This window comes from Variovorax sp. Varisp53, from assembly GCF_059491555.1.
Genome location: NZ_CP168512.1, coordinates 2,464,309 through 2,486,560 on the forward strand (window position 1 = coordinate 2,464,309; position 22,252 = coordinate 2,486,560).

Sequence of the window (22,252 nt, forward strand, 5' to 3'; positions counted from 1 at the left end):
CTTCGGAAGCACACCATGCAAGAACTGATCGAACAACTCGAAAAGCGCCGCGCCCAGGCGCGTCTCGGCGGCGGGCAGAAGCGCATCGACGCGCAGCACGCCAAGGGCAAACTCACGGCGCGCGAACGCATCGAGCTGCTGCTCGACGACGGCACCTTCGAGGAGTGGGACATGTTCGTCGAGCACCGCTCGGTGGACTTCGGCATGGCCGAGCAGAAGATCCCGGGCGACGGCGTGGTCACCGGCTACGGCATGATCAACGGCCGCCTCGTGTTCGTGTTCAGCCAGGACTTCACGGTCTTCGGTGGCGCGCTCAGCGAGGCACATGCCGAGAAGATCTGCAAGGTGATGGACCAGGCCATGAAGGTCGGTGCACCGGTCATCGGCCTGAACGATTCGGGCGGCGCGCGCATCCAGGAGGGCGTGGCCTCGCTCGGCGGCTATGCCGACGTGTTCCAGCGCAACGTGATGGCCTCGGGCGTGGTGCCGCAGATCAGCATGATCATGGGCCCGTGCGCGGGCGGCGCGGTGTACTCGCCCGCCATGACTGACTTCATCTTCATGGTGAAGGACTCGAGCTACATGTTCGTCACCGGCCCCGAGGTGGTGAAGACCGTGACACATGAAAGCGTAACGGCCGAAGAGCTCGGCGGCGCCGTCACCCACACCACGCGCAGCGGCGTGGCCGACATGGCATTCGAGAACGACGTCGAGGCGCTGATGATGCTGCGCCGCCTGTACAACTACCTGCCGCTCAACAACCGCGAGAAGCCGCCGGTGCGCCTGGGCAACAACGGCCAGGGCGACCCGGCCGACCGGCCCGACTATTCGCTCGACACGCTGGTGCCCGACAACCCGAACAAGCCCTACGACATCAAGGAACTGATCCTCAAGGTGGTGGACGACGGCGACTTCTTCGAGCTGCAGCCCGACTACGCGAAAAACATCGTGATCGGCTTCGCGCGCATGGAAGGCCAGACCATCGGCATCGTGGCCAACCAGCCGCTGGTGCTGGCGGGCTGCCTCGACATCAAGTCGAGCATCAAGGCCGCGCGCTTCGTGCGCTTCTGCGACGCCTTCAACATTCCCGTGGTTACTTTCGTCGACGTGCCCGGCTTCATGCCCGGTACGGGGCAGGAGTACGGCGGCATCATCAAGCACGGCGCCAAGCTGCTCTACGCATATGCCGAATGCACGGTGCCGAAGATCACCGTCATCACGCGCAAGGCCTACGGCGGCGCGTACGACGTGATGGCCTCCAAGCACCTGCGCGGCGACGTCAACCTCGCCTGGCCACGTGCCGAGATCGCGGTGATGGGTGCGAAGGGCGCGGTGGAAATCATCTTCCGCGAAGACAAGAACGACCCCGAGAAGCTGGCCGCACGCGAGGCCGAATACAAGGCCCGCTTCGCCAACCCGTATGTGGCGGGCGCGCGCGGCTACATCGACGACGTGATCCTGCCGCACGAGACGCGCAAGCGCATCTGCCGCTCGCTGGTGATGCTGCGCGAGAAGAAGCTCGAGAACCCGTGGCGCAAGCACGGCAACATTCCGCTCTGATTCGCATGCGCAGCTACTACCCCCGGTTCCGCGAGGGAGCGGACCCTGGACTTGTCCCCAAGCTCGGTGGCCTGCCCTGGGGCCTGCCCCGGCGCTTGTGGCCCGTCTGCCGCGAATGCAACCGCGCAATGAGCCACCTGGCGCAATTGCCGACCGATGGCGAGGCGCTGCCGCTCGCGGAAGGCGAGGTGCTGTTCCTGTTCAAGTGCGAGTGGGACAGCATCTGCAGCTTCTGGGAGCATGACGCAGGTGCGAACGCCGCGTTCGCCGTGCCACGCACCGAACTGGGCGCAGGGCCGACCGCACCGCCTGCGGACTCTGCCGACGGCCCGCCTCCATTGCTACGCGAAATTGCCATCGCAGGGTGGCGCGCCGATGACGATGGCGCTCCCGCGGAAATGGAGGAGGCCTTCTACGACTATCAGGCCCATTTCGATTTGCCGCAGGAGGTCGCACATCCCCACGACTGGGCGAGCGCATGGCGCACGAAGAGCGGCGGCGTGCCTTACTGGACGGCCAACGGCGCGCAAGGAATGCCCGCAGGACGCCTGCTGCTGCAGATCGACAACTGGATCGATCTGGTCGATGGCGGCGGCGCCGAAGTGGCGAACTTCTGTTCCGACGGCACGGCATACGTGTTCGTCGATCGCGCGCAAGCGCAGCCGGTTTACTCGATGTTCATCAACCGCTGAGATCCCGCGGAGACCCTAGATGTTTAAGAAAATACTTATTGCCAACCGCGGGGAAATCGCCTGCCGCGTCATCCAGACCGCGAAGAAGATGGGCATCCTCACCGTCGCCGTCTACTCCGATGCCGACAAGGAAGCCCGCCACGTCGAGCTGGCCGATGAGGCCGTGCACATCGGCGCCGCGCCCAGCCGCGAGAGCTACCTGCAGGCCGACCGCATCATCGCGGCCTGCAAGAAGACCGGTGCCGAGGCTGTGCACCCAGGCTACGGCTTCCTGTCGGAGAACGAAGCTTTCGCGCGCAAGGTCGAGGAAGAGGGCATTGCCTTCATCGGGCCGAAGCACTATTCGATCGCTGCCATGGGCGACAAGATCGCCTCGAAGAAGCTCGCGAACGAGGCCAACGTCAACACCATTCCGGGCTGGAACGACGCCATCGAGACGGCCGAGCGCGCCGTCGAGATCGCGAAGGACATCGGCTACCCGGTGATGATCAAGGCCTCCGCCGGCGGAGGCGGCAAGGGCCTGCGCGTGGCCTTCAACGACAACGAGGCCTTCGAGGGCTTCACCTCCTGCCGCAACGAGGCACGCAACAGCTTCGGCGACGACCGCGTCTTCATCGAGAAGTTCGTCGAGGAGCCGCGCCACATCGAGATCCAGGTGCTGGGCGATTCGCACGGCAACGTTATCTACCTGAACGAGCGCGAATGCTCCATCCAGCGCCGCCACCAGAAGGTGATCGAGGAGGCGCCGTCGCCCTTCATCTCCGATGCCACGCGCAAGGCGATGGGCGAGCAGGCGGTGCAATTGGCCAAGGCCGTGAAGTACCAGAGCGCGGGCACGGTGGAGTTCGTGGTCGGCAAGGACCAGAGCTTCTACTTCCTCGAAATGAACACGCGCCTGCAGGTGGAGCATCCGGTCACGGAGTGCATCACCGGCCTCGACCTGGTGGAGCTGATGATCCGCGTGGCGGCCGGTGAGCAACTGCCGCTCACGCAGGAGCAGGTGAAGCGCAACGGCTGGGCCATCGAATGCCGCATCAACGCCGAAGACCCGTTCCGCAGCTTCCTGCCTTCGACCGGCCGCCTCGTGAAGTTCCAGCCGCCCGCCGAGACCATGTTCGCGAGCGACACCGAGCACCTGAACGGCGTGCGCGTGGACACCGGCGTGTACGACGGCGGCGAGATCCCGATGTACTACGACTCGATGATCGCCAAGCTCATCGTGCACGGCAAGGACCGTCAGCATGCGATTGCCCGCATGCGCGAGGCGCTCAACGGTTTCGTGATTCGCGGCATCAGCAGCAACATCCCGTTCCAGGCGGCGCTGCTGGCGCATCCGAAGTTCGTGGCGGGCGACTTCAACACCGGCTTCATCGCCGAGCACTATGGCAAGGGCTTCCATGCGGAAGACGTGCCGCACGCCGATCCGTCGTTCCTGGTTGCGCTCGCGGCCTACGTGCACCGCCGCTACCGCGCGCGCGCATCGGGCATCAGCGGGCAGCTCGAAGGCCACGGCGTGAAGGTGGGCGAGCAGTTCGTGGTGGTCGAACTGGGGCCGGAGGGCAAGCATGTGCACCATCCGGTCTCGGTCACCGACTTCCATGGCAAGACCGGCGCAAGCGCGGTCGCCGTGGGCGGCAAGAACTACAAGATCGACAGCGGCTTTGCGCTCGGCTCCATCCGCGTGCAGGGCACGGTCAACGACCGGCCCTTCACCGCGCAGGTCGAGCGCGGGGCCGGCAAGAACCCGCTGGCGCTGCGCGTGTCGCACGACGGCACGCAGATCGAGGCGATGGTGCTGTCGCCGCTGGGCGCGCGCCTGCTGGAGCAGATGCCCTACAAGGCGCCGCCGGACCTGAGCAAGTTCCTGATGTCGCCGATGCCGGGCCTGCTGGTCGAGGTGTCGGTGCAGCCGGGGCAGCAGGTGCGGGCCGGCGAGAAGCTGGCCGTGATCGAGGCCATGAAGATGGAGAACGTGCTGTTCGCTTCGCAGGACGGCGTGGTGGGCAAGATTTCGGCGGGCAAGGGCGAATCGCTCGCCGTCGATCAGATCATTCTGGAGTTCAACTGATGGGTGCCAACGACTTGCAACAGACGATCACGATGCACCGGCCTGCCAAGGCCGCGGCGCCGCAGGGCCCGTGGTCCGTCGAGGCGATCCAGGCGCTGCTCGACAAGCCGCTGATGGACCTGCTGTTCGAGGCGCAGACCGTGCACCGCGAGCACTTCCCGGCCGGCGACATCGAGCTGGCCACGCTGCTGTCGGTGAAGACGGGCGGCTGCCCCGAGAACTGCGGCTACTGCCCGCAGTCGGCCGAGTTCGATACCGGCGTGAAGGCGCAGAAGCTCATGGAGGTCGACGAGGTGGTGCGCGCCGCGCAGGCCGCCAAGGACGCCGGCGCCACGCGCTTCTGCATGGGTGCCGCATGGCGTGCGCCCAAGGACCGCGACGTGGAGAAGGTGGCCGTGCTGGTCGAGGCCGTGAAGGGCCTGGGCATGCAAACCTGCGCCACGCTCGGCATGCTGGAGCCGCACCATGCGCATCAGCTCAAGGCCGCGGGCCTCGACTACTACAACCACAACCTCGACACCGCACCCGAGTACTACACCGACGTGGTCGACACGCGCACCTACCAGGACCGGCTCGACACGCTGGCCCATGTGCGCAGCGCCGGCATCAGCGTGTGCTGCGGCGGCATCGTCGGCATGGGCGAGGCGCCGGTGCATCGCGCGGGGCTGATCGCGCAGCTGGCCAACCTGAACCCGTACCCCGAGTCGGTGCCGATCAACAGCCTGGTGCGCGTGCCCGGCACGCCGCTGGCCGATTCGGAGCCGGTCGATCCCTTCGACTTCGTGCGCATGATCGCGGTCGCGCGCATCACGATGCCAACCGCGCGCGTACGGCTGTCGGCCGGGCGTCAGCAGATGGGGGATGCGGTGCAGGCGCTGTGCTTCATGGCAGGTGCGAATTCGATCTTCTACGGCGACAAGCTGCTGGTTACCGGCAACCCCGACGTCGAGGCCGACACGGTGCTGCTGCGCAAGCTCGGGCTCAATGCGCGGCAGGTGCAGGAGCAGCCGGAAGGTTGCGCGGCATGAGCACCAACGCACGCCCCTTCAAGGTGCTGGGCATCCAGCAGATCGCCATCGGCGGCACGGACAAGCTGCGGCTGCAGAAGCTCTGGGTCGACATGCTGGGGCTCGAAGTCACAGGCACCTTCAAGAGCGAGCGCGAGAACGTCGACGAAGACATCTGCGCGATGGGCGCGGGGCCGTTCAAGGTCGAGGTCGACCTGATGCAGCCGCTGGACCCCGAGAAGAAGCCCGCCGTGCACACCACGCCGCTCAACCACGTGGGGCTTTGGATCGACGACCTGCCCAAGGCCGTCGAGTGGCTCACGGCGCAGGGCGTTCGCTTTGCGCCCGGCGGTATCCGCAAGGGCGCGGCCGGTTTCGACATCTGCTTCCTGCATCCGAAGGCGAACGACGAGTTTCCGATCGCGGGCGAGGGCGTGCTGATCGAGATGGTGCAGGCGCCGCCCGAGGTGGTGGCCGCCTTCGGCGCGCTCGCCGCTACGCGTTGAGCACTTTCCTGATCGGCGGCTTCACGTCCGAACGCCGAGGCGGCAGCATCGGCTGGTGCTCGCGCGCCGGGTTCAGGATGATCGAGGTCGCCGTCTCGGTGAGGATGCAGAACTTGGTGACCACCGCATCGAGGTGGCTCACGTCGATCACCGCGATCTCGAGAATCCAGCTGTCGTCTCCGGTCACGTTGTAGGCATTGACGCATTCGGGCGTCTGCTGCACCAGTTCGACCACGCGCGCGTAGTCGGCGCGGCCCACGCGGATGATCGCTCGGATGCCGTAGCCGAGCTTCCCCAGGTTCACCGTCGCGCGGTAGCCGCTGATGACGCCCGCGGCCTCGAGCTTCTTCACGCGCTCGGTCACGGCGGGCTGGCTCAGGTGCACGCGGCGGCCCAGTTCTGCCATGGTCAGGCGTGCGTCGTTCTGCAGTTCGGCGAGGATGCGGGTGTCGTGGGCGTCCAGCGCGGGGTTCAAGGAAAAGTCCATGCAACTCCTTTAAATCGACGGTTTGGCGAAGGCAGAACCATGAATCTCGCATGGCTGCCGGGAGATCGCTTTCATACCATGACCGGCATCTCACACCAAGAAGAAACACCCTCCACATGCCGACCCTCGCTTCTCCCGCCCAAGCCGCACCCATTGCCGCGCGCCCTGGGCTGCCGCCGATGCTGTGGCTCTGCCTCGCCGCCACGTGGGTGGTCTGGGGCTCGACCTACCTCGCGATCAAGTACGCCCTGATCAGTTTTCCGCCGTTTCTGCAGATGGGCTCGCGCTTCCTGTTCGCGGGCGTGCTGCTGGCGCTGTGGATGCGCTGGCGCGGCGCGCCGTGGCCATCGCTCGCGCAGTGGCGCAATGCCTTTGTCGTCGGCGCGCTGATGCTCGGCGGTGGCATGGGCGGCACGGCGAATGCCGAGGTGTCGATCGGCTCGGGGCTGGTGGTGGCGTTCATCGCCGTAATCCCGCTGCTGATTGCGCTGATGAACCTGATCTGGGGCGTGAAGCCGTCGCGGCTGGAGGCCGCCGGCATCGCGCTCGGCCTCGTCGGCGTGCTGATGCTGACGCAGGGCAGCGGTTTCCGTTCCTCGCCCGAGGGGCTGATCGCCATCTGCATCGCCTGCGTCTGCTGGTCGCTGGGCAGTGTGCTGAGCCAACGCAGCCTGCCGCTGGCGCCCGGCGCGATGGGCTTTGCGAGCGAGATGCTTTGCGGCGGCCTGGTGCTGATGGGGCTCGCCACGATGTCCGGCGAAACGATGAGCTGGCCGCTGCAGCCCGAAGCTGTCGCCGCGTGGATCTACCTCGTGGTGTTCGGTTCGCTGATTGCCTTCAACGCCTACATGGTGCTGCTCGCGAAGGCGCCTGCTGCGCTGGCCGCGAGCTACACCTTCGTCAATCCGGTGATCGCGATGCTGCTGGGCGTGTGGATCGCCAACGAGACGGTCACTCGCTTCGAGTGGTACGCCGTGGCCGTCGTCTTGGCTGGTGTGCTGCTGATGCTCTTCAAGCGAAGAGCATGAAACTCGATTTCCGGTAACACCGCGGAACCGGCTTTGCAGGGCCGCAGGTGTTGCCCCCGGAAGGGGGTTGGCGGAGCGACACGAAGTGCGCGAAGCCTGGGGGAGAGCTTTGCTATGCGCCGGGGCGGCGCCACACCGCAAGCGTAGCCGCGAGCAGCCACATGCCGGCTGCGCAACCGCGGTTCATGGCCTTGAGGCCGCGCTGCGAGAGAAAGCGCACGGCCTGCGTGCCGGCCGACGCATAGGCCAGCATCACGCAGGTGTCGAGTGCGACGAACACCGTGCCCAGCAGCAGGTACTGCGGGCCTTGCGGCTTCGCGATGTCGATGAACTGCGGCAGGAAGGCAGCGAAAAACAGCACCGTCTTCGGATTCGACAATGCCACCGCGAGGCTGCGCATCAGCGCAACGCGGCCCTGTGGCCGAACCTCGAGCGGCGACTTGGCCAGCGCGGTGCCGAGGTCGGTGGCCTCGCTGCGCCACAGCTTGATGCCCAGCCACACGAGGTACGCCACGCCGGCGATGCGGATCGCGTTGAAGAGCCACTCCGAAGCCGCGAGCAGCGAGCCCAGCCCGAGCGCGACGACGGCGATCAGCGTGACGCTGCCGAGCGACGCGCCGGCAATGCCCCAACTTGCACGGCGCATGCCGCCTTCGATGCCGTTGGACAGCGCCAGCAGCATCGTCGGCCCCGGAATCAGGGCCAACGCGAGCGAGGCGACGACGTAGATGAGCAGGGTGTCGAGTGTCATGGCTTGGTGGTGGTGCTCGGCGGGCGTTGTCGTTGTTGCGAGGCGGCGCGGGCACGCGCCAGTGCGGCTTCGACGATGGCGCGCTTGCGGGCGCCGGCGTCTTGCAGGGCTTCGGGCTCGGGCGCCTTGTCGGCCAGCCGCGCGTCGGTGTTGCGGTGCTGCCCATGCACCTCGTAGCGGCGCCGCGCGCTGGCAGCCTGTTCAGCCGACCAGGCCTGCCAGCCACTGAGGCCGGGTGTCTCGACTTCGAGCGAGATGCAGTCGACGGGGCAGACCGGAATGCACAGTTCGCAGCCCGTGCAGTGGGCTTCGATCACGGTGTGCATCCGCTTGTTGATGCCGACGATGGCATCGGTGGGGCAGGCGTCGAGGCACAGCGTGCAGCCGATGCACCAGGCTTCGTCGATGACCGCCATGGCGCGCGGGCCTTCGGTGCCGAATTGGGCATCGAGGGGAAGGGCGGCGCGGCCGGTGAGTTGCGCGAGCCGCTCGATGCCTTCGGCACCGCCCGGCGGGCACTGGTTGATGCCGGCCTCGCCGTCGGCCACGGCCTGGGCGTATCCTGCGCAATCCGGGTAGCCGCACCGTGTGCACTGCGTTTGAGGCAGTGCGTCGTTGATGCGTGCGGCGAGCCCGTCCATGGGGTGAAGCTGCGCGCGCTTCAGCGCGCAGTCGGCCTCTTCTTCACAGCCACGCTCGCGGCCTTCTTCACTGGAACTTTCTTGGCCGCGACGGCGGCTGTCTTGCGCTCGGGCTTGATCGTGTCCTCGGCTGCGAGGCCGCCGCGGTTGCCGGCACGGCTTTGCGGCTGGTCGTTGGCTGCGATGAACTTCAGCACCTTCGGATAGACCAGTTCACGCCAGCGGCGGCCGCTGAAGATGCCGTAGTGGCCCGCGCCCTTGACTTCGTAGTGTTCGCGCTTGTCGTCGGCGATGCCGGTGCACAGGCTGTGCGCGGCTTCGGTCTGGCCCGAGCCCGAGATGTCGTCGAGTTCGCCTTCGATCGTGAGCAGGGCGGTGGAATGGATGTCCTGCGGATGCACGCGCTCCACCTGGCCCTTGGGGTTCTTGACGTCCCACGTGCCATTGACCAGGTTGAACTCCTGGAACACGGTGCGAATGGTCTCGAGGTAGTAATCGGCGTCCATGTCGAGCACGGCGTTGTACTCGTCGTAGAACTTGCGATGAGCCTCGGCACTGGCGTCGTCGCCCTTGATGAGGTCCTTGAAATAGTCGTAGTGGCTGCTGGCGTGGCGGTCGGGGTTCATCGCCACGAAGCCGGTGTGCTGCAGGAAGCCGGGATAGACCTTGCGGCCTGCGCCCGGGAAGCCCTGCGGCACGCGGTAGATCACGTTGTTCTCGAACCACTCGAAGCTCTTGTTCATCGCGAGGTTATTGACCGCGGTGGGCGACTTGCGCGCATCGATGGGGCCGCCCATCATGGTCATGGTCAGCGGCAGCTGCTCGCCGCGGCTGGCCATCAGCGAGACGGCGGCCAGCACCGGCACCGTCGGCTGGCACACGCTCACCACGTGGCAGTTGCCGTATTCGGCCTGCAGGCGGCGGATGAACTCCTGTACGTAGTTGATGTAGTCGTCGAGGTGGAACTCGCCTTCCGACAGCGGCACGAGGCGCGCGTTCTTCCAGTCGGTGATGTAGACCTTGTGGTCCTGCAGCATGGTGCGCACGGTGTCGCGCAACAGTGTGGAGTAATGGCCCGACAGCGGCGCCACGATCAGCACCACGGGCTGGCTCTTGAGCGTCTTGAGGATGTGCGGCTCGTCGGTGAAGCGCTTGAAGCGGCGCAGTTCGCAAAACGGCTTGTCGAGCTCGACGGCCTCCTGGATCACCACATCTTCACCGTCGACCTTCACCGACTTGATATTGAACTCGGGCTTCTCGTAGTCCTTGCCGAGCCGGTAGAGCAGGTCGTAGCCGGCGGCCATGCGCTGGGCCATGGGCACCTGGCCCCACACGGCGCCCTGGCCGTAGAGCTTGGAGGCCGCCTGGGCGAAGTCCGAGAAGGGCTCCATCAAGGAACGCTGGGCTTCGTAGAGTTGGTAGAGCATCGCGGGTGTTGGAGTGGAATGTTGCGGTGCAATATATCAGCGCCATCGGCAGGGCGCAGGGGGCCTTACCCCTACGTAGATCCCCGGCCAGGGCCGTTTTTTCACCAAATGTGAAGGAATTGTCGTGAAACGAATTCCCTCACATCTTGCTGACGGTCAGATGACCTTGGCAATCGACGCGCAGACGTAGTCGATGTTCTTGCTGTTGAGCGCGGCCACGCACATGCGGCCGGTGTCGGTGCCGTACACGCCGAACTCATTGCGCAGGCGCACCATCTGGTCCTTGGTCAGGCCCGAGTAGCTGAACATGCCGATCTGCGTGGTGATGAAGCTCATGTCCTGCTTCACGCCGGCGGCCTTGAGGCCGTCGACCAGTTTCTGGCGCATGGCCTTGATGCGCACGCGCATCTCGCCCAGTTCCTTTTCCCAGAGGGCGCGCAGCTCGGCGTTGTTGAGCACCGCAGCCACCACGGCGCCGCCGTGCGTGGGCGGGTTGCTGTAGTTGGTGCGGATGGCGATCTTGAGCTGCGACAGCACGCGGCCCGCTTCTTCCTTGCTTTCGCACAGCACTGACAGGGCGCCCACGCGTTCGCCGTACAGGCTGAAGCTCTTCGAGAACGAGGTCGAGACGAAGAAGGTGAGGCCGGCATCGACGAACTTGGCGACGGCCGCGCCGTCTTCCTTCAGGCCGTAGCCGAAGCCCTGGTAGGCCATGTCGAGGAAGGGCACGAGGCCCTTGGCCTTGACGGCGGCGACCACCTGGTCCCACTGGGCCGGGGTGATGTCGTAGCCGGTCGGGTTGTGGCAGCAGGCATGCAGCACGACGATGGTGCCGGCCGGCGCCGCGTTCAGGGCGGCCAGCATGCCGTCGAAGTTGATACCGCGCGTGGCCGCGTCGTAGTAGGGGTAGCTTTCGACTTCGAAGCCCGCGTTGGTGAACAGCGCGCGGTGGTTTTCCCAGCTCGGGTCGCTGATCAGCACCTTGGCGTTGGGGTTGAGCTTCTTCAGGAAGTCGGCGCCGACCTTCAGGCCGCCGGTGCCGCCGATGGCCTGGATGGTGGCGACGCGGCCCGAGGTGACGGGTTCGCTGTCGGCGCCGAAGACCAGCGCCTTCACGGCGTTGTCGTACGCGGCAATGCCGTCGATCGGGAGATAACCGCGCGCCGTAGGCGCTTTCATCATGTTCTGTTCGGCCGCCTGCACGCACTGGAGCAAGGGCAGCTTGCCGTTGTCGTCGTAATAGACGCCGACGCCGAGATTGACCTTGTTGGGGTTGGTATCGGCTGCAAATTGCTCGTTGAGGCCGAGGATCGGGTCGCGCGGTGCCATTTCGACCGCGGTGAACATAGACATGGAAAGGTCCTTTGGGATGAAAGCTGCGCTGCAACCGGAGGAGGCTTTATCCTTTCCGGTTGCCTTGAATTTTACCGGCGCGAGCGCCACCTGTCGGGAACAGCCATGCCAGAGAACAACGAAGCCATAGCAGACCTGAAGAAACTGGACCCGATCGGCCCGGCGAAACAGGGGGAATTCGTCCGCTATCCGGGCTCGCCCTTCGAGCTTTTTCAGCCCTATCCGCCAGCCGGCGACCAGCCGACGGCCATCGAGGGGCTGGTCGAGGGCGTGATCGACGGCGAGGTGTTCCAGACCCTGCTGGGCGTGACCGGCTCCGGCAAGACCTATACCATGGCCAACGTGATCGCCCGGCTGGGCCGCCCGGCCATCGTGTTCGCGCCCAACAAGACGCTGGCGGCGCAGCTCTACAGCGAATTCCGCGAGTTTTTCCCGAAGAACGCCGTCGAGTACTTCGTCAGCTACTACGACTACTACCAGCCCGAGGCCTACGTGCCGCAGCGCGACCTGTTCATCGAGAAGGACTCGTCCATCAACGAGCACATCGAGCAGATGCGCCTGTCGGCCACCAAGAGCGTGCTGGAGCGGCGCGACACGGTGATCGTGGCCACGGTGAGTGCCATTTACGGCATCGGTACACCCGAGGATTACATGGAGATGCGGCTGATTGCCCGCGTCGGCGACAAGGTCGGTCAGCGTGACCTGATCTCGCGGCTGATCCGCATGCAGTACCTGCGCAACGAGCAGGACTTCGCCCGGGGCACCTTCCGCGTGCGGGGCGACACCATCGACGTGTTTCCGGCCGAGCACAGCGAGCTGGCAATCCGCTTCGAACTGTTCGACGACGAGATCGAGTCGCTGCAGCTCTTCGACCCGCTGACGGGGCGCATCCGGCAGAAGGTGCCGCGCTTCACCGTGTATCCGTCGAGCCACTACGTGACGCCGCGCGACAAGGTCATGGCGGCGGTGGAAACCATCAAGATCGAGCTGGGCGAACGGCTCAAGGAGCTGGTGGGCGCGGGCAAGCTGGTCGAGGCGCAGCGGCTGGAGCAGCGCACCCGTTTCGACCTCGAGATGCTCGCCGAGATCGGCCACTGCAAGGGCATCGAGAACTACACCCGCCACCTCTCGGGCGCTGCGCCGGGTGAGCCGCCGGCCACGCTGACGGACTATCTGCCGAAGGACGCGCTGATGTTCCTCGACGAGAGCCACCAGATGATCGGCCAGCTCGGCGGCATGTACAACGGCGACCGGGCGCGCAAGACCACGCTGGTCGAATATGGTTTTCGCCTGCCGAGCGCGCTGGACAACCGCCCGCTCAAGCTCGAGGAGTTCGAGACCCGCATGCGCCAGTGCATCTTCGTCTCGGCCACGCCGGCGCAATACGAAAAGGACCATGCCGGCAACGTGGTCGAACAGCTGGTTCGGCCTACCGGGCTGATCGACCCCGAAGTGGAGGTGCGGCCCGCCACGCACCAGGTCGACGACGTGCTGGGCGAGATCCGCATCCGCGTCGAGAAGAACGAGCGCGTGCTCATCACCACGCTGACCAAGCGCATGGCCGAGCAGTTGACAGACTACCTGGGCGACAACGGCGTGAAGGTGCGCTACCTGCACAGCGACGTGGACACCGTCGAGCGGGTGGAAATCCTGCGCGATCTGCGCCTGGGCACCTTCGACGTGCTGGTGGGCATCAACCTGCTGCGCGAGGGGCTGGACATTCCGGAGGTGTCGCTGGTGGCGATCCTCGACGCGGACAAGGAAGGCTTCCTGCGCGCCGAGCGCTCTCTGATCCAGACCATCGGCCGGGCGGCGCGGAACCTGAGCGGCAAGGCCATCCTGTACGCCGACCGGATGACCGATTCGATGAAGAAGGCCATCGACGAAACCGAGCGCCGCCGCGCCCGGCAGATGGCCCACAACGAAGCCAATGGCATTACGCCGCGCAGCATCGTCAAGCAGGTGCGCGACCTGATCGACGGCGTCTACAGCGAGAAGACCGGCAAGGAAATGGCCAAGCTCGACCTGGAACGCGCCAAGGTCGAGGACATGAGCGAGAAAGACATCGCGCGGGAAATCAAGCGGCTTGAAAAGCAGATGCTGGAACACGCCCGCAATCTCGAATTCGAGAAGGCGGCCCGGGTGCGCGACCAGCTGGCGCTGCTGCGGGAGCAGGCATTCGGGGCTTCGGGCGGCGACAACATCGCGATCCTGCCGCAGTAGGCCGACCGCGCTAGTTCGGAGGTTCGCATTCTTCAAGCGAACCGCGCTGGGGTTTACCCCAGCGGGGTTCAGGGCCTTCTGCTATACTTGACCGAAATACTCAACAACAAAAAAAGAACTTCGCGATGAAGGACCGACTCCCACCGGCTGGTTCACCAGCGTCAGGGATCGGGCAGGGCGGAGACGAAGTCACCGCGGTCCAGGCCACGGTGTCATTTCAACGGTAAGCACTTGAAGGAGCTTGCGATGCGTCTCACTACCAAAGGCCGTTTTGCGGTCACAGCAATGATCGATCTGGCGTTGCGTCAGAACACCGGTCCGGTCACGCTGGCTGCGATCAGCCAGCGGCAGCAGATTTCGCTGTCGTACCTCGAGCAGCTGTTCGGCAAGCTGCGCCGCCACGAGCTGGTCGAGTCGACCCGCGGCCCCGGCGGCGGCTACAGCCTCGGTCGCAAGGCTGCGGATATCACCGTGGCCGACATCATTGTTTCCGTCGATGAGCCCATCGATGCCACCCAGTGCGGCGGCAAGGAAAACTGCCTGGGCGAAGCCGGCCGCTGCATGACGCACGAACTCTGGGCCTCGCTGAACCAGCGCATGGTCGAGTTCCTCGATTCCGTCACCTTGCAGAAGCTGGTCGACGACCAGATCGCCAAGGGCGTGCAGATCGAGAACAAGCCGGTCGTCAAGCGTGCCATCTCGGCGCAGCCGGTGGTCAAGCCGATTCGCGTGAATGCGCCGAATTCGGTATTCGCCCTCGGCAACGCCTTCGCCAAGTCCTGAGACCTGATTTCCGGCGGCGCCTGCGGGCGTCGGCACGAGCAGCCCAGATCAAAAAACAACCCCCCACGCCAGCACGAGCCAGCCATGGACGTAACTCCTCATTTCCCGATCTATCTCGATTACGGCGCCACCACGCCGGTCGACCCGCGTGTGGTCGACGCCATGATTCCCTGGTTGCGCGAACATTTCGGCAATCCGGCATCGCGCAGCCATGCCTGGGGTTGGGAGGCTGAAGAGGCGGTCGAGAAGGCGCGCGGCCAGGTGGCTGAGCTGATCAACGCAGATCCCCGCGAAATCGTGTGGACCTCGGGTGCGACCGAGTCGATCAACCTCGCACTCAAGGGCGCGGCCCACTTCTACAAGGGCAAGGGCAAGCACCTGATCACGCTGAAGACCGAGCACAAGGCCGTGCTCGACACCATGCGTGAGCTGGAGCGCCAGGGCTTCGAGGTCACCTACCTCGACGTCGAGGAAAACGGCCTCGTCGACCTCGAGAAGTTCAAGGCGGCCATTCGTCCCGACACCATCCTGGCCAGCGTGCTGTTCGTGAACAACGAGATCGGCGTGATCCAGGACGTGGTCGCGCTCGGCAATGCCTGCCGCGAAAAGGGCGTGATCTTCCACGTCGATTCGGCCCAGGCCACCGGCAAGGTCGAGATCGACATCACCAAGCTGCCCATCGACCTGATGAGCCTGGCTTCGCACAAGACCTACGGCCCCAAGGGTATTGGCGCGTTGTACGTGCGCCGCAAGCCGCGCATCCGCCTCGAGGCGCAAATGCACGGCGGCGGCCACGAGCGCGGCATGCGCTCGGGCACCCTGCCCACGCACCAGATCGTCGGCATGGGCGAGGCCTACCGCATCGCCAAGCTCGAGATGAAGGACGACATCGCCCATGCGGCGCGCCTGCAGAAGCGCCTGCTCGACGGCCTGAAGGACGTCGAACAGGTGTTCATCAACGGCGACCTCGAGCACCGCGTGCCGCACAACCTGAACATGAGCTTCAACTACGTCGAAGGCGAGTCGCTGATCATGGGCATCAAGGGCCTGGCGGTGTCGTCGGGTTCGGCCTGCACTTCGGCCAGCCTTGAGCCGAGCTACGTGCTGCGCGCCCTGGGCCGCAGCGACGAACTGGCCCACAGCAGCCTGCGCATGACCATCGGCCGTTTTACGACCGAAGAAGAAATCGACTACGCCATTTCGACCATCAAGCACAACGTTGCCAAGCTGCGTGAGCTGAGCCCCCTGTGGGAGATGTTCCAGGACGGCGTCGACATCAGCACGATCCAGTGGTCGGCCCACTGATACAGGGCAGCCCTAGGCTCCACGATTGAACAAAGTTTGAGAGGTACACCATGGCATATTCTTCCAAGGTCATCGACCACTACGAAAATCCCCGCAACGTCGGCTCCTTCGAAAAGGGCGACGATTCGGTCGGCACCGGCATGGTCGGCGCACCGGCCTGCGGCGACGTGATGAAGCTGCAGATCAAGGTCAACCCCGAAACCGGTGTGATCGAAGACGCACGCTTCAAGACCTACGGCTGCGGCTCGGCCATTGCCTCGTCGTCGCTCGTGACCGAATGGGTCAAGGGCAAGACGCTCGACGAAGCGGCTGCGCTCAAGAACGCGCAGATCGCCGAAGAGCTGGCGCTGCCGCCCGTGAAGATCCACTGCTCCATCCTGGCCGAAGACGCGATCAAGGCCGCCGTGAGCGACTACAAGGCCAAGCACGGCGTCAAGACCGCCGAGTCCGCTGCCGAAGCCGTCCACTGACATGGCCGTTACGCTGACCGAAGCCGCTGCGCGACACGTCACCCGCTACCTCGGCAAGCGAGGCAAGGGCGTGGGCGTGCGGCTGGGCGTGAAGACCACGGGCTGCTCGGGCCTGGCCTACAAGCTCGAGTACGTGGACGAGTTCACGCCTGAAGACGTGGTGTTCGAAGACCACGGCGTGAAGGTGCTGGTCGACCCGAAGAGCCTGGCCTACATCGACGGTACGCAGCTCGACTTCGTGCGCGAAGGCCTGAACGAAGGCTTCAAGTTCATCAACCCGAACGAGCGTGATCGCTGCGGTTGCGGGGAAAGCTTTCGCATTTGATGCGTCGTCGCTGAGCGCGACCACAGCCGCCACCATGTCATGTGCTGGCGGTTTTTTCTTGCCATGAACCTGAACGACACCGACTTTCAACTGTTTGCCGTCCCGGCGACTTTCGCGCAGGACCGCGCCGCGCTCGACGCGCGCTGGAAAGAGCTGCAGCGCGAGGTTCACCCGGACCGCTTTGCCGCGCAGGGTGCCGCGGCGCAGCGCGTGGCCATGCAATGGTCGGTGCGCATCAACGAGGCCTACCAGCGGCTCAAGGACCCGATCCGCCGCGCCAGCTACATCTGCGAATTGCACGATGCGCCGCTGAACACCGAGAACAACACGGCGATGCCGGCGGAATTCCTGATGCAGCAGATGGAGTGGCGCGAGGCGCTGGACGACATCGACAGCACCGCCGCGCTCGACAAGTTGCTGGCAGAGGTCGAAGCCGCTCGCGCACGCGCACTCTCGTCCCTCGACTGGCTGATCGACGAAAAAGGCGACTATCCCGCCGCCGCGCAGCAGGTGAGAGCCCTCATGTTCATTGAGCGCTTCGGACAGGACGTCGAAGCCAAATTCGATCAATTGGGACAATAAGGGCATGGCTCTTCTTCAGATTTCCGAACCCGGCCAGGCGCCTGACCCGCATCAGCGCCGCATCGCCGTGGGCATCGACCTTGGCACCACCCATTCGCTGGTGGCCGCGGTGCGCAACGGCGTGGCCGAGTGCCTGCCCGACGACCAGGGCCGCGTGCTGCTGCCTTCAGCGGTGCGCTACCTTGAAGGCGATCGCCGCCAGATCGGCTTCGACGCAGCGGCCGCGCGCGCGCAGGACCCCGCCAACACCATCACCTCGGTCAAGCGGCTCATGGGCCGCGGCCTCGCCGACATCGCGAACCGCGATGCCATGTCGTACCGCATCGGCGGCGACGATGGCGGCATGGTCAAGGTGCAGACCTCGGCCGGCGAGAAGTCGCCCGTCGAAATCAGCGCCGAGATCCTGGCCACGCTGCGCTTCCGCGCCGAAGACACCTTCGACGACGAGCTCTACGGCGCCGTCATCACCGTGCCGGCGTATTTCGACGAAGGCCAGCGCCAAGCGACCAAGGACGCCGCGCAGTTGGCCGGCATCAACGTGCTGCGGCTGATCAGCGAGCCTACCGCCGCGGCGATCGCGTATGGACTGGACAACGCGAGCGAAGGCGTCTACGCGGTTTACGACCTGGGCGGCGGCACATTCGATATTTCGATCCTGCGGCTCACTCAGGGCGTATTCGAGGTGATTGCCACGGGTGGCGATTCCGCCCTCGGCGGTGACGACTATGACCATGCGCTGGCCGGCTTGGTGCTTGCCCAGACGGGCCTGCACGCCGGCAGCGATGCCGACAAGGCGGCGTTGCTGGTTGCCGCGCGGGCCGCGAAAGAGGCGCTGACCGATTCGGAATCCACCGTATTCCGTGCGGAAGTGGCAGGCGAAGCCGCCAGCCTCGAGCTGACGCGCGAGCAGTTCTACACCGCCACCCAGTCGCTCACCGACCGCACCATCGCCGCCGTGCGCAAGGCGTTGCGCGATGCGAAGCTCAAGTCCGACGACCTCAAAGGCATCGTGCTGGTCGGCGGGTCCACCCGCATGCCGCAGGTCCGGCGCGCCGTTGCCGATTTCTTCGGCCGCGAACCGCTGGTCAACCTGAATCCCGACGAGGTCGTGGCTCTCGGCGCCGCCATCCAGGCCAACCAGCTGGCCGGCAACAACGGTGCGGGCGAGCTGCTGCTGCTCGACGTGATCCCGCTGTCGCTCGGCATCGAGACCATGGGTGGGCTGGTCGAGCGCATCGTGCCGCGCAACCAGACCATTCCGACCGCGATGGCGCAGGACTTCACGACGTATCAGGATGGCCAGACCGCGTTGGCACTGCACGTGGTGCAGGGCGAGCGCGACCTCGTGTCCGACTGCCGCAGTCTCGCGCGCTTCACGCTGCGCGGCATTCCGCCGATGGTGGCCGGCGCGGCACGCATCCGCGTGACGTTCACGGTCGATGCCGACGGCCTGCTCAGCGTGAGCGCGAAGGAGCAGGGCAGCGGCGTCGAAGCCAGCGTGGCGGTCAAGCCGTCGTACGGCCTGTCGGACGACCAGATCGCGACCATGCTGCAGGAGAGCTTCTCCACCGCGCAGCAGGACATGCAGGCTCGCGCACTCGTGGAAGCACGCGTCGATGCCGACCGCATGCTGCTCGCCACGCAGAGCGCGCTCGATGCCGACGGCGACCTGCTGAGCGTTGAAGAGCGCGCGGTCATCGACGCATCGATGGCGCAGTTGCGCGAGACCGCAAAGGGCAGCAACGAGGCCGCCGCCATCGACGCGGCCACCAAGAAGCTGGCCGACGACACCGAGGCCTTCGCCGCCCAGCGCATGAACGCGGGCATTGCGCGCGCACTTGCCGGGCGCAAGGTCGAATCTCTCTAGAACAACAACATGCCCACGATCAAGATCTATCCGCATCCCGAATACTGCCCGCAAGGCGCTGAGATCACCGCGCCGGCCGGCACCTCGATCTGCGAGGCCCTGCTCGACAACGACATCAACATCGAGCACGCGTGCGAGATGAGCTGCGCGTGCACCACCTGCCACGTGATCGTGCGGGAGGGCTTCAATTCGCTCAATGAGGCAGAAGAGGGCGAGGAAGACCTGCTGGACCGTGCCTGGGGCCTGGAACCGCAGTCGCGCCTGAGTTGCCAGTCGATCCTGGCGCAGGAAAATGTGACGATCGAGATTCCCAAGTACTCGATCAACCACGCCAAAGAGAATCACTGAAAGAGCCACCGCATGTCGCGCCAGATCGTCCTCGACACCGAAACCACCGGCCTGTCCGCCGAGAACGGCGACCGCATCATCGAACTCGGCTGCGTGGAGCTCTTCGCCCGCAAGCTCACCGGCAACGACCTGCACATCTACTTCAACCCGGAGCGCGAGAGCCATGAAGACGCGTTGAAGGTTCACGGCCTGACGACCGACTTCCTGCGCGACAAGCCGAAGTTCGCGACGCTGGCCAACGACATCGTGGAATACCTGCGCGATGCCGAGCTGATCATCCACAACGCGGCCTTCGACGTCGGCTTTCTCAACAAGGAGTTCGAGCGTGCCGGATTGCCGCCGCTGCGCACCTTCGTCAGCGAAGTGACCGACACGCTGGCCATGGCCAAGCAGGTCTACCCGGGCAAGCGCAATTCGCTGGATGCGCTGTGCGACCGCTTCGGCGTCGACCGCTCCAACCGCACCTTCCACGGCGCCAAGCTCGACGCGCAGCTGCTGGCGGACGTCTACATCAACCTCACGCGCGGCCAGGATGCGCTGCTGATCGACGTGGCCTCGAACGAGCCCGCGCAAGGCACCGCCGTGGTGGCCATCGACCTGAGCCAGTTCGAGCTGCCGGTGATCATGGCGGCCGAGCACGAACTGACCGCGCACGAGGCGGTGTTGGTGCAACTCGACAAATCGAGTGGCGGTCGCACGCTGTTTCGGGAAAACAGCTGAAAAGCTATGGCATAATCTGAGGCTTCGCACAACGCGATACGTTTTCAAGACGCTGAAGTCAAACAGCAGCGTTTCGGGCGGTTAGCTCAGGGGTAGAGCACAGCATTCACACTGCTGGGGTCGGAGGTTCGAAACCTCCACCGCCCACCAAATCAAAAAGCGACCTGGATTTCCAGGTCGCTTTTTTGTTGCGCGTTTTCTTGTGGATCCACTGCGCGCCGAACGGGTCGCGGTTCTGCGGCGTGCGGCACATGCGCTGTCGGTCCGCACCGACGACAAGTGCAGCCAAGGGCCGTTTGAACTTTCCATGTCGGAGTTCTAGAACCAATGGGAAAGGAGCGCCACCATGGCCACCCATCCCGACCTTCCGACACCTGTCACACCGGATCTGCCCGTCGAGCCCGACGAAGGGCCGAGCACGCCGCCCGACGAACCCACCGATCCCGAGCCGCCGCCCTCCGTAAAGTGATTCCACGCGCGGGCCGCGCTAAGCTCGCGCGATGGAAGAAATTGATTGCGCCGTCATCGGCGCCGGTGTGGTGGGGCTGGCAGTGGCGCGCGCCATGGCGCTCGCCGGCCGGGAGGTGCTGGTGCTCGAATCCGAAGGGGCGATCGGGACGGGCACGAGTTCGCGCAACAGCGAGGTCATTCATGCCGGCATCTACTACCCGCAGGGCTCGCTGAAGGCGAAGCTTTGCGTTGAAGGGAAGGAGTTGCTGTACGCCTATGCGGCGGAGCGCGGCGTGCCGCATCGGCGCTGCGGCAAGCTCATCGTGGCGACATCGCCGGGGCAGGCGGACCAGCTCGAAGCCATTCGGGTCAAGGCTGCGGCGAACGGTGTCGGCGACCTGGCGATGCTGACCGCGCAGCAGGCCGTCGCGCTGGAGCCGCAGCTGCATTGCGTCGCGGCGCTGCATTCGCCAAGCACCGGCATTGTCGACAGCCATGCCCTCATGCTGAGCCTGCTCGGCGATCTGGAGAACGCAGGCGGCATGCTGGCGCTGAAATCGGCCATCACTCGCGCCGAATGTGGTGCTGGGGCTGTTGTCCTGATCGCGGAGGACGGCACGGCGTTGCGCTGCCGTAGCGTGGTCAATGCGGCAGGTCTCGGTGCCCCTGCGTTGGCGCGGTGCTTCGAGGGCCTGCCGCCTTCGGCGGTGCCCGTGGAGCACTTTGCCAAGGGCAATTACTTCACTCTGTCGGGGCGTGCGCCGTTCGGGCGCCTCGTCTATCCCGTGCCCGAGCCGGGCGGATTGGGCGTGCACCTTACGATCGACCTGGGCGGCCAAGCCAAGTTCGGGCCCGACGTGCAGTGGGTGTCCTCGCCTGACGACCTGGTGGTGGACCCCACGCGCGGCGACGGTTTCTATGCCGAGGTGCGCAAGTACTGGCCCGCGCTACCCGACGGTGCCTTGATCCCGGGCTACGCAGGGATGCGGCCGAAGATCTCGGGCCCGGGCGAGCCGGCTGCGGACTTCATGATCGACGGACCCGACTCGCATGGCGTACAAGGGCTGGTCAATCTCTTCGGCATCGAATCGCCGGGCCTCACGAGCAGCCTGGCCATCGGGCGGCACGTCGCGCGCCTGCTGGCGGATGAATGAAGCGCGCTCGTGCGCAATGAAGTGGCATCTTGCACCAAAGTCTGCACATCTGTCGCGCCCGAGGGCCTTTTGTGCCTGTAACATGACAGGACGCCATCGCTGGCGTGAAAGCCGCCGGCGCGGTGCCGGTGTCATCAATGGAGGAAAGATTCCAATGAGTGCATCCCAAAATCTTGAAGCAGCGGCCGAAGACATCGCAAGCGACGTGCGCGGCGTGCTGGCAAGCAAGGACCTGGATTCGGTTCCCCACATCAAGGCGCTGCGCCAGCGCATCGACACCAAGCTGGCCATCGCACGCGAACTAGCGGCCGAGAAGAGCAAGCTCGCCGCCAAGAAGGCCCGTGAAGCGGCCAACTCCGCCAACGCCTACGCCCATGACGAACCATGGCAGATCGCCGGTGCTGCACTGGCTGTCGGCGTGCTGGTGGGCCTGCTGCTTGGCCGCCGCTGACCTGAGCATTCGCCGCCGCAGCATCGTTCGCCCGGACATGGCCGGAGCCAGCCC

General features: G+C 65.4%; 23 protein-coding genes and 1 tRNA gene. 19 read left to right on the forward strand and 5 right to left on the reverse strand.

Going from position 1 to position 22,252, the window contains the following annotated elements:
- Positions 1-15 precede the first annotated feature (15 nt).
- Genes ACEOAB_RS11420 through ACEOAB_RS11440 form a run of 5 tightly spaced genes read left to right on the forward strand, consistent with a single transcriptional unit; the run spans position 16 to position 5,833 of the window.
- On the forward strand, positions 16-1,560 hold the full coding sequence (locus ACEOAB_RS11420) for an acyl-CoA carboxylase subunit beta (protein ID WP_007828159.1): 1,545 nt from the start codon (positions 16-18) through the stop codon (positions 1,558-1,560).
- A 5-nt stretch (positions 1,561-1,565) separates the two neighbouring features.
- Positions 1,566-2,252: a YwqG family protein gene (locus ACEOAB_RS11425; protein WP_413748493.1), complete on the forward strand. Its 687-nt coding sequence runs from the start codon at positions 1,566-1,568 to the stop codon at positions 2,250-2,252.
- 19 nt (positions 2,253-2,271) lie between these two features.
- Entirely contained in the window at positions 2,272-4,320 is a 2,049-nt protein-coding gene (gene accC / locus ACEOAB_RS11430) for an acetyl-CoA carboxylase biotin carboxylase subunit (protein ID WP_413748492.1), read from the forward strand.
- Positions 4,320-5,348, forward strand: coding sequence for a biotin synthase BioB (gene bioB, locus ACEOAB_RS11435; protein WP_413748491.1), 1,029 nt, complete (start codon positions 4,320-4,322; stop codon positions 5,346-5,348). The genes accC and bioB overlap by 1 nt, the downstream gene beginning before the upstream one ends.
- A complete protein-coding gene (locus tag ACEOAB_RS11440; protein ID WP_056598760.1) occupies positions 5,345-5,833 on the forward strand; it encodes a VOC family protein in 489 nt (162 codons plus the stop codon). Before bioB ends, ACEOAB_RS11440 begins: the two co-directional genes overlap by 4 nt.
- On the opposite strand, the gene ACEOAB_RS11445 is transcribed toward ACEOAB_RS11440, so the two are convergent.
- Complete coding sequence (locus ACEOAB_RS11445) at positions 5,823-6,320, reverse strand: Lrp/AsnC family transcriptional regulator (protein ID WP_056521564.1); 498 nt, start codon at positions 6,318-6,320, stop codon at positions 5,823-5,825. The genes ACEOAB_RS11440 and ACEOAB_RS11445 overlap by 11 nt on opposite strands.
- A gap of 116 nt (positions 6,321-6,436) precedes the next feature.
- Here ACEOAB_RS11445 and ACEOAB_RS11450 point away from each other — a divergent pair, with 116 nt between their 5' ends.
- Entirely contained in the window at positions 6,437-7,348 is a 912-nt protein-coding gene (locus ACEOAB_RS11450) for an EamA family transporter (protein WP_413748490.1), read from the forward strand.
- A gap of 112 nt (positions 7,349-7,460) precedes the next feature.
- Here the strand turns inward: ACEOAB_RS11450 and ACEOAB_RS11455 are convergent, their stop codons facing one another.
- The 4 genes from ACEOAB_RS11455 to ACEOAB_RS11470 all read right to left on the reverse strand — a co-directional run bounded on the left by ACEOAB_RS11455 (position 7,461) and on the right by ACEOAB_RS11470 (position 11,520).
- Positions 7,461-8,099, reverse strand: coding sequence for a LysE family translocator (locus ACEOAB_RS11455; RefSeq protein ID WP_056598038.1), 639 nt, complete (start codon positions 8,097-8,099; stop codon positions 7,461-7,463).
- Complete coding sequence (locus tag ACEOAB_RS11460; RefSeq protein WP_413748489.1) at positions 8,096-8,740, reverse strand: RnfABCDGE type electron transport complex subunit B; 645 nt, start codon at positions 8,738-8,740, stop codon at positions 8,096-8,098. Before ACEOAB_RS11460 ends, ACEOAB_RS11455 begins: the two co-directional genes overlap by 4 nt.
- A 20-nt stretch (positions 8,741-8,760) precedes the next feature.
- Positions 8,761-10,167, reverse strand: coding sequence for a polyhydroxyalkanoate depolymerase (locus ACEOAB_RS11465; protein WP_056598041.1), 1,407 nt, complete (start codon positions 10,165-10,167; stop codon positions 8,761-8,763).
- Positions 10,168-10,323: 156 nt separating this feature from the next.
- Entirely contained in the window at positions 10,324-11,520 is a 1,197-nt protein-coding gene (locus ACEOAB_RS11470) for an amino acid aminotransferase (RefSeq protein ID WP_056598043.1), read from the reverse strand.
- Between the two features lie 105 nt (positions 11,521-11,625).
- Here ACEOAB_RS11470 and uvrB point away from each other — a divergent pair, with 105 nt between their 5' ends.
- The 13 genes from uvrB (at position 11,626) to ACEOAB_RS11535 (ending at position 22,198) form a co-directional block, all read left to right on the forward strand.
- Complete coding sequence (gene uvrB / locus ACEOAB_RS11475) at positions 11,626-13,743, forward strand: excinuclease ABC subunit UvrB (protein WP_413748488.1); 2,118 nt, start codon at positions 11,626-11,628, stop codon at positions 13,741-13,743.
- Between the two features lie 246 nt (positions 13,744-13,989).
- Positions 13,990-14,526 carry a Fe-S cluster assembly transcriptional regulator IscR gene (iscR, locus tag ACEOAB_RS11480; protein WP_007828186.1) on the forward strand — a complete coding sequence of 179 codons (537 nt, stop codon included), beginning with the start codon at positions 13,990-13,992 and terminating at the stop codon, positions 14,524-14,526.
- Positions 14,527-14,610: 84 nt separating this feature from the next.
- Positions 14,611-15,831, forward strand: a complete 1,221-nt coding sequence (locus ACEOAB_RS11485) for an IscS subfamily cysteine desulfurase (RefSeq protein ID WP_413748487.1) — start codon at positions 14,611-14,613, stop codon at positions 15,829-15,831.
- 50 nt (positions 15,832-15,881) lie between these two features.
- Positions 15,882-16,301, forward strand: a complete 420-nt coding sequence (iscU, locus tag ACEOAB_RS11490; protein ID WP_007828189.1) for a Fe-S cluster assembly scaffold IscU — start codon at positions 15,882-15,884, stop codon at positions 16,299-16,301.
- A gap of 1 nt (position 16,302) precedes the next feature.
- Positions 16,303-16,626, forward strand: a complete 324-nt coding sequence (gene iscA, locus ACEOAB_RS11495; RefSeq protein WP_007828190.1) for an iron-sulfur cluster assembly protein IscA — start codon at positions 16,303-16,305, stop codon at positions 16,624-16,626.
- Positions 16,627-16,689: 63 nt separating this feature from the next.
- Positions 16,690-17,208 carry a Fe-S protein assembly co-chaperone HscB gene (gene hscB / locus ACEOAB_RS11500; protein ID WP_007828191.1) on the forward strand — a complete coding sequence of 173 codons (519 nt, stop codon included), beginning with the start codon at positions 16,690-16,692 and terminating at the stop codon, positions 17,206-17,208.
- 4 nt (positions 17,209-17,212) lie between these two features.
- The gene (gene hscA, locus ACEOAB_RS11505) at positions 17,213-19,075 is read left to right on the forward strand and encodes a Fe-S protein assembly chaperone HscA (protein ID WP_413748486.1); all 1,863 of its coding nucleotides are present in this window, start codon (positions 17,213-17,215) and stop codon (positions 19,073-19,075) included.
- Between the two features lie 9 nt (positions 19,076-19,084).
- Positions 19,085-19,423, forward strand: coding sequence for an ISC system 2Fe-2S type ferredoxin (fdx, locus tag ACEOAB_RS11510; RefSeq protein ID WP_007828193.1), 339 nt, complete (start codon positions 19,085-19,087; stop codon positions 19,421-19,423).
- 12 nt (positions 19,424-19,435) lie between these two features.
- A complete protein-coding gene (gene dnaQ / locus ACEOAB_RS11515) occupies positions 19,436-20,143 on the forward strand; it encodes a DNA polymerase III subunit epsilon (RefSeq protein ID WP_413748485.1) in 708 nt (235 codons plus the stop codon).
- 75 nt (positions 20,144-20,218) lie between these two features.
- A tRNA-Val gene (locus tag ACEOAB_RS11520) sits at positions 20,219-20,293 on the forward strand.
- Between the two features lie 196 nt (positions 20,294-20,489).
- Positions 20,490-20,612 carry a hypothetical protein gene (locus tag ACEOAB_RS11525; RefSeq protein ID WP_007828195.1) on the forward strand — a complete coding sequence of 41 codons (123 nt, stop codon included), beginning with the start codon at positions 20,490-20,492 and terminating at the stop codon, positions 20,610-20,612.
- Positions 20,613-20,643: 31 nt separating this feature from the next.
- Positions 20,644-21,747, forward strand: coding sequence for an NAD(P)/FAD-dependent oxidoreductase (locus tag ACEOAB_RS11530; RefSeq protein WP_495653738.1), 1,104 nt, complete (start codon positions 20,644-20,646; stop codon positions 21,745-21,747).
- Between the two features lie 154 nt (positions 21,748-21,901).
- Positions 21,902-22,198, forward strand: coding sequence for a glycine zipper domain-containing protein (locus ACEOAB_RS11535; RefSeq protein WP_007828200.1), 297 nt, complete (start codon positions 21,902-21,904; stop codon positions 22,196-22,198).
- Positions 22,199-22,252: the final 54 nt, after the last annotated feature.